This window comes from Bacillota bacterium (genome assembly GCA_012837285.1).
Classification (GTDB): Bacteria; Bacillota; DTU030; order DUMP01; family DUMP01; genus DUNI01.
In genome coordinates, this window is the sequence record DURJ01000147.1 from 1 (window position 1) to 7,252 (window position 7,252).

General features: G+C 54.0%; 8 protein-coding genes. 7 read left to right on the plus strand and 1 reads right to left on the minus strand.

Annotation, left to right across the window (positions count from 1 at the left end; genetic code table 11):
- The 3 genes from GX016_08410 to GX016_08420 form a co-directional block, all read left to right on the plus strand.
- On the plus strand, positions 1-107 hold a 107-nt coding region (locus GX016_08410), incomplete at its 5' end, for a M23 family metallopeptidase (protein HHT71582.1).
- 317 nt (positions 108-424) lie between these two features.
- Positions 425-1,699: a radical SAM protein gene (locus GX016_08415; GenBank protein ID HHT71583.1), complete on the plus strand. Its 1,275-nt coding sequence runs from the start codon at positions 425-427 to the stop codon at positions 1,697-1,699.
- A gap of 71 nt (positions 1,700-1,770) precedes the next feature.
- Positions 1,771-2,322: a cysteine hydrolase gene (locus tag GX016_08420; protein ID HHT71584.1), complete on the plus strand. Its 552-nt coding sequence runs from the start codon at positions 1,771-1,773 to the stop codon at positions 2,320-2,322.
- Here the strand turns inward: GX016_08420 and GX016_08425 are convergent.
- Complete coding sequence (locus GX016_08425; protein ID HHT71585.1) at positions 2,319-3,614, minus strand: PLP-dependent transferase; 1,296 nt, start codon at positions 3,612-3,614, stop codon at positions 2,319-2,321. The genes GX016_08420 and GX016_08425 overlap by 4 nt on opposite strands.
- A 204-nt stretch (positions 3,615-3,818) precedes the next feature.
- On the opposite strand from GX016_08425, the gene rpmE reads away from it, so the two are divergent.
- The 4 genes from rpmE to prmC all read left to right on the plus strand — a co-directional run bounded on the left by rpmE (position 3,819) and on the right by prmC (position 6,937).
- Positions 3,819-4,019, plus strand: coding sequence for a 50S ribosomal protein L31 (gene rpmE / locus GX016_08430; protein ID HHT71586.1), 201 nt, complete (start codon positions 3,819-3,821; stop codon positions 4,017-4,019).
- Positions 4,020-4,172: 153 nt separating this feature from the next.
- Positions 4,173-5,000 carry a DUF1385 domain-containing protein gene (locus tag GX016_08435; protein HHT71587.1) on the plus strand — a complete coding sequence of 276 codons (828 nt, stop codon included), beginning with the start codon at positions 4,173-4,175 and terminating at the stop codon, positions 4,998-5,000.
- A gap of 5 nt (positions 5,001-5,005) precedes the next feature.
- Entirely contained in the window at positions 5,006-6,073 is a 1,068-nt protein-coding gene (prfA, locus tag GX016_08440) for a peptide chain release factor 1 (protein ID HHT71588.1), read from the plus strand.
- 3 nt (positions 6,074-6,076) lie between these two features.
- Complete coding sequence (gene prmC, locus GX016_08445) at positions 6,077-6,937, plus strand: peptide chain release factor N(5)-glutamine methyltransferase (protein ID HHT71589.1); 861 nt, start codon at positions 6,077-6,079, stop codon at positions 6,935-6,937.
- Positions 6,938-7,252: the final 315 nt, after the last annotated feature.

Below are 7,252 nucleotides of genomic sequence, written 5' to 3' on the forward strand. Positions count from 1 at the left end.
AGGCCATTGCTCGGGTGGGGACCACCGGCAATTCCACTGGGCCCCACTTACACTTCGAGGTGCATATAGGCGGGCGACCGTATGATCCGCTGCAATTTTTGAAGTAACCACTTCTCATGACCGGCGGTTGCTGTGCCGCCGGTTTTTTCTTAGTTTAAGCTCGGCCAACTACCATTGTCATCCCGGGCTGTACCATTGTCGTCCCGAGCCAACTACTATTGTCATCCCGAGCTATACCATTGTGATCCCGAGCTGTACCATTGTCATCCCGAGCGCAGCTTTACCATTGTCATCCCGAGCGCAGCGAGGGATCTTACGGAGTATAGGATCAAACATAAAACATAGTAGAGGATATAGGCGGCCCTTGGTTGAATTACAACTGTGCGCATAGAGCCCTGAAATAATTAAACAGGTGGTAGCTTAAATGAATAATATTTATACAGTGGCCGGTGCCGACGCCCAGGGCCAACTTTACCAGGATCCCGGTTTGGCGGCCGTAGGAAGAAGCGGAGAAATAATCAGACCCCTGCCTTGTGGGGAATGGATTCCCTTGCCGGTGGGGTCCAGTTTGGCATTGTTACCGGGGCGGGCGGCGCTGGGAACCGACAAGCGGGGTCGATTGCGGCGAGCTCGAGCGTCTACTCGCTCGGGTGTTGAGGGCGAGCTTTATGCCGTGGCGGCCTTACTCCCCATGGGCTATGTGCGTACCTATTTGCCGGCAGCTGTAGCCAAGCCGGAGGCTACGCCGCTGCCTTTATTTGGATATACAGCGGTGTGCTTTTATCGGGGGCAGCTTTATGCTGCCGCCAGCAGAGTGGAACCCGATAACACCAGTTGGGATCCGCGCCACTATAACACACCGGATCTTCAAGTGAGGATCGCCCAGGCCTTGAGACAACGGCCGGGCAACAGAATACTGGTCCATTTAGCCCACTGTGCTCTAAGATACGGCTGTTTCACGGCCCAGAACATTTTTTATGGCCGTTGGGAAGGAGGAGTGCCGGTTTCGCCCGTCTGCAATGCCCGTTGCCGAGGTTGTATTTCCAAACAAGTGAGCCAGGGTTGCCCTTCACCCCAGGAGCGGATTAGTTTCATCCCTTCGGTGGAGGAGATTACAGCGGTGGCCGTACCGCACTTAGTGACGGCCGACGATGCTATCATCAGCTTCGGCCAGGGATGTGAAGGCGAACCCACATTAATGGGCGATCTGTTAGTGCAAGGGGTGGAGGCGGTGCGGGCCCGGACTGCAGCCGGACTGATCAACATAAATACCAACGGCAGTCGCCCTCACGTTATTCGAGCCCTGGCCCGCGCTGGGCTAAACAGCATTCGGGTGAGCCTAATCAGCCCCTTGCCGGAGATATTTAATGCTTATGTACGGCCTTGGGGCTATAGCCTGCAGGAGGTGAAAGAAACCCTGAGGATCGCAGCCGGAGAAGGGCTCACTACCTCGCTTAATTATCTGATCTTTCCCGGTGTGAGCGATCGCGAAGAAGAGGTAGCTGCTGTGCTGGACCTGTTGCATCGCCACCCGGTAGACTTGGTTCAACTTCGAAACCTGAACATTGACCCGGATAAATATATGAAAATCATCCCACCACGACGCGGTCGCCTTTTGGGTATTCGGGGCTTGTGCGCTCGCCTGCAGAGCGAGTTTCCTCAGATGCAGGTGGGGAGCTTTACCCACCGGGCCCCCTAGTCAACTTGTGCCCTTGGTGCCGCTATAGTATGATAAAAGCCAAGAGAGGTACAATACCGGAGGTGCATAATATGCGGCGGGTCCTGATTGTGGTGGATATGCAAAACGATTTTGTGGCCGAGAAGGGAGCACTGAATTCTCCAGCAGCACGCGAGATATTGCCCTTTGTCTGTGAGCAGGTGCGGACAGCGTTAGCGGCAGGGGATGAAGTGGTATTTACCTTGGATACTCATCATGAAGACGATGCCGAATTTGCCAAATTCCCACCTCACTGCTTGGAGGAGAGCTGGGGCCAGCAACTGGTGCCGGAGCTTGAGGAACTGCTAGGCGAGGACGTGGCTGAGCGAGTGCATTTGGTGCCGAAAAACCGCTACAGCGGCTTTTACGGGACAGACTTAGAGGAATACCTGGGTTTGGCTGCCGGCAGCAAACGTGAGCGCGTGGACGAAGTGGAGTTGGTAGGAGTCTGTACTAATATCTGTTGCTACTTCACAGCGGAAGAGTTGGCCAATCGCGATGTCCCCACCAAAGTATATGCTCAGGGAGTGGCCAGCTTCGATCCGGAAGCCCATGCTTTTGCCCTGGCGCAAATGAAGACGGTGCTGGGGGTAGAAGTAATCTAGGAGCTCAAAGCCTGATCCAAGTCATTAATTATGTCTCTTACGTTCTCTATCCCCACTGAGAGTCGGAGCATGCTGTCGCTGAGACCAAATTCTTGGAGTCTTTCCTTGGGGTAACGGGCATGAGTCATGGCAGCAGGAAGTTCGATTAGGGTTTCACAATCACCTAAACTCACGGCCAGTTTGGCAAGCCTTAAGCGGCTGGCCATTTTTTTGGCTGCCTTCAAGCCGCCCATAACTTCGAAGCTTATCATGGCTCCGAAACCGTCCATTTGCCGTCGGGCCAGTTCGTGACCGGCAAAACCGGGCCGGCCTGGATACATAACTTGGGCAACTTTGGGATGCGCTTCCAGGAACGCGGCAATCTTCATGGCGTTAGCTTCGTGTTGCCGCATCCGCAGGCCCAGTGTTTTTAGACCCCTTAACATCAGCCAGGCGTTAAAGGGGCTCATTACCCCGCCGAATTCGCACATATAATCGAATTTTAGCTTCTGTATGTAGTCCCCATCCTTGGCTATCGCCACCCCTCCCAAGGCATCACCATGGCCGCAGATATACTTGGTGGCACTGTGGACGACCACATCAACACCGAAAGAAAGCGGTCGTTGAAAGTAAGGGGTGGCAAAGGTGTTATCAACAACAACACTTATATTATGGGCCCGGGCTATCTTGACTATCTGCTCGATATCAATTAGGGCCAGGTTCGGATTGGCGGGAGTCTCGAAATACAAAACGGCGGTATCTTTGTCTATCGCCGCTTCCACCGCTTCGGGCTGAGTAAAATCCACACTCCTGCAACTGATATGGTATTTTGGCAGGAGTTTGTGGGCCACGGTAAAACTGGAGCCGTAGAGGGTCTTATGAACAATTACATTGTTGTGCGGTGACAGAAGAGAAAACAACACCGACGATATGGCCGCCATGCCAGAGGCGAAAGCCACCGCCTCCGCTCCGTCTTCTAAAGCGGCCATTCGTTGTTCAAATAATTTTATCGTTGGATTATTACCCCGAGTGTAAATAAACCCTTCTTGTTCGAAGTTCATAATGGCTTCGGCATCGCTTACGTCAGCAAAGGTAAAAGTAGAGGTCATGAATATCGGGGGATTTAAGGCGTTTAGCGGGCTATGGGTCTCTTCTTGGCCATGAATGGAAAGGGTATCAAAACCATATTTTGCGCTCACTTTTATTCCTCCTAGAGATGTTTTGTTGATAGTGGCAGCAGCTTCTTCAACGGAAGCTGGGCCTCCTTTTTTTCCCGCTGCTGGTGAAAACCTCCGCCTAAGAGCAGCGCTCATACTCTTAGTATAGCTAACAGGGCCGGGACAAGCACTACTGTCTGTCAGTCTAGGGTACAGCGCCCCACGGCCTCAGTAACATTTCGTCGTGAGTGAGCCAAATCCCTGGAGTAAGATGATGAAATGAGTGATCGCACCGGTTGCAATGGTCTTCCTGACTATGCTATAATAACTTGGTTAGCAGATGCAGAAAGGGTGACAGCAATGAAGAAGGAAATTCATCCTCCTTACTATAAGACCGTGGTAAGGTGCGCCTGCGGCGCGGCTTTTGAGACCGGTTCCACAAAAGAGAATCTAAGGGTAGAGATCTGCTCTCAGTGCCATCCGCTGTTTACCGGCCAGCAGAAGATCATCGATACCGGTGGCCGGGTGGAGCGCTTCACAAGAAGATTTGGGCTTAAGTAGCAGAGCACCGGCTCTGCTTCTTGGTGCTGGGCGTAATCTGGCCACAGCCTAGGGAGCAGAGTCGGTTTTTTCTGTTCTGGGCTTCAGGGAAAGAGCGGGGAGGAACGCGATGTGAGTCGGCAACTGGGCGGGCAAGCGGTGATCGAAGGCGTGATGATGAGAGGTAAATCTTGGGCGGCCACAGCCGTGCGCCGCGAGGATGGGGATATTGTTACTGAAGTACAACGGCTCTGGTCGCCACCGCCTTATTTAGGCTTTTTGCGCTGGCCGGTAGTGCGCGGCGCAGTGGCACTGGTATATTCATTAGTGGTAGGTATGCGGGCGCTGGGTTTTTCGGCCAGTCAATTCGGGGGCCAAGATGAGCAGATGACTACCAAAGAGTTGGTAGTAACCTTTCTGCTGGCGATAGTATTTGGTGTTGGGCTGTTTATCTTACTGCCCACGGTTCTGATGCGTTGGCTGGGAAGAAGCAACAATCCTTTGCTGTTGAGTCTAGGTGAGGGACTGTTGCGCTTGGCAATCTTTTTCTTGTATGTGGTTAGCATTACTCTGATCAAAGACGTACGGCGGATTTTTGAATACCATGGAGCCGAGCATAAGGTAGTGCATGCCTTCGAGGAGCAGGGATTACCTCTTAAAGTGACTGATACGGCACCATTTAGCACTTTGCACCCTCGCTGCGGCACCAGTTTCTTACTTTATGTAATGGTGGTGAGCATTCTGCTCTTTGCCTTTCTCGGCTGGCCGTCGGTATACTTGCGGGTAATGTCCCGCCTGTTGTTGATGCCGTTGGTAGCCGGGTTATCTTATGAATGGTTGCGGCTAGCCGGGCGGAGCAATTCTCCCCTGCTAAAATTGCTGGCCGGGCCCGGTCTCTGGTTGCAAAAATTGACTACTCGTGAGCCCGACGAAGCCCAAATTGAAGTGGCGCTCATAGCGTTGCAAGAAGTTGTGCGAAGAGAACCCGAGGTGAGATTATGAGTACTATCTTTGCCAAACTGGCTGAAATAGAACAGCACTATGAAGAGCTAGCTCAGTTGATGGCCGATCCGGAGGTGTTGGCTCGCCAGGAAGAGTGGCAGCAACATGCGAAGGATCATGCCAGTTTGGAGCCTATTGTAACTGTTTACCGCCAGCACAAACAAGTGGAGAAAGAGCTGACTGAAAACCAGGAGCTTCTGAGCGAGGAGCTGGAGCCGGATTTTGTCGAGCTGGTGGAGAGTGAAATCCAGCGTCTAACCGCTCAAAAGGAAGAGCTGGAGCAGGAGCTGAAGGTGTTGCTTTTGCCTAAGGACCCGCTGGACGAAAAAGACGTTATTATGGAGATCCGGGCCGGTGCCGGCGGGGACGAGGCCGCTTTGTTTGCCGGAGAGCTGTTTCGGATGTACCAGCGATATGCCGAAGGCCGCAACTGGCGGACGGAAGTCTTGTCTTCTCATCCTACAGAGCTGGGTGGTTTTAAAGAAGTTGTTTTTGCCGTGAGCGGACGCAGGGCCTACAGTCGCCTTAAGTTCGAGAGCGGAGTTCACCGGGTGCAGCGGATTCCGGTAACCGAGTCCGGAGGCCGGATTCACACGTCCACAGTGACCGTGGCGGTGCTGCCAGAGGCGGAAGATGTGGATGTTAAGATTAATGCTAATGATCTGCGGATCGACACCTTTTGTTCCAGCGGGCCCGGGGGTCAGAGTGTAAACACCACCTACTCCGCGGTTAGGATTACCCATGTGCCCACTGGGCTGGTGGTTACCTGTCAGGATGAGAAGTCCCAGATCAAGAACCGGGAAAAAGCGATGCGGGTGCTGAAAGCGCGGCTGTTTGACCTGGCCCAGGCCCAGCAGCAGGCCGAGCTGGAAGAAGCTCGGCGGAGCCAGGTGGGTACCGGTGATCGCAGTGAACGGATCCGGACGTACAATTTCCCCCAAAATCGAGTCACAGACCACCGGATCAGTCTTACTTTGCACCAACTGGGAGCGGCCTTGGAGGGCGACTTAGATCCCATCATCGAGCCGCTAATTACCACCGAACAGGCTGAGAAGATGCGTCAGGTGGGTTAAGCCATGAGTACGCTACGGGAGGTATGGCAGCGAGGGGCCGAGTTTTTGGGCCAAGCGGGAATAGAGACCCCGGTTCTAGATGCCGAGGTATTATTACGTCATGTTATGGGCCTAAGTCGGGAGGAGTTTTACCGGGAGCTGACGGCTTTGTGGCCGCCGGAACTTCAGTCTGGCTGGGAGGAAATACTCAACCGGCGTGCGCAAGGCACGCCGGTGGCTTATCTTATTGGTGAGAAGGAGTTTTTCAGTCTAGTATTGAAGGTGACGCCGGCGGTGCTGGTGCCGCGTCCGGAGACGGAAATTTTGGTAGAACGGGCGTTGCAGCTGGTTCAGGATCGGCTGCTGGTACCAGAGGCCCGGATTTTGGATATTGGCACCGGCAGTGGAGCCATTGCCATGGCGCTGGCGGTAAACCTGCCGCGGGCCCGAATCACCGCTACCGATATTTCGGCTCCGGCCCTGCAAGTGGCCAGGCAGAATGCCAAGGGACATAAAGTGGAGGAACAGGTCCAATTTTGTCTTGCTGACTTGTGGCCGGGACCCGGGTATCAATCGTGTTTTCACCTGGTGGTTGCCAACCCGCCTTATATACCGGGGCGGGAATTGACGCAGCTGGGGGCTGAAGTGCAGCACGAGCCGGTACAGGCCTTAGATGGTGGTCCGGATGGACTGACTTACTACCGGCGGATAATTTCGGAGTTACATAAGTACCTATTGCCGGACGGCTGGGTGTTGCTGGAGGTGGGTGCCAATCAGGCGGACTACGTTTCCCAACTGCTAGCTGGAGCGGGGCTGTCAGTGTTGCCGGCGCTTTCGGATCTGGCCGGTCGGCCACGGGTGGTACAGGCTGTGCGTTTACCATAAAGCCCGGGTGTACGGATGGGCCTCCGTGCCCACCTGCGCTTGGTCATGGCTGCCGGTTGCCGGCCCATCCTCACGCTTCGCCAAGACTGCTTAGCGCATTACTTCAAGGTCGCTATGCCCGGAAAGACTTAACATGCCTTGCCCTCTAGCATTGGCCTTGAACCTTGCTATTGTCATCCCGAGCATAACGAGGTATTAGGGCCAAACCTTGCTATTGTCATCCCGAACATAGCGAGGGATCTTGTGTAGCGGTCTATTAGTTGCGGGCTTGAGACTGAGAAGACCGGGCGATGATACTTGGATAGGCCTGCCGCA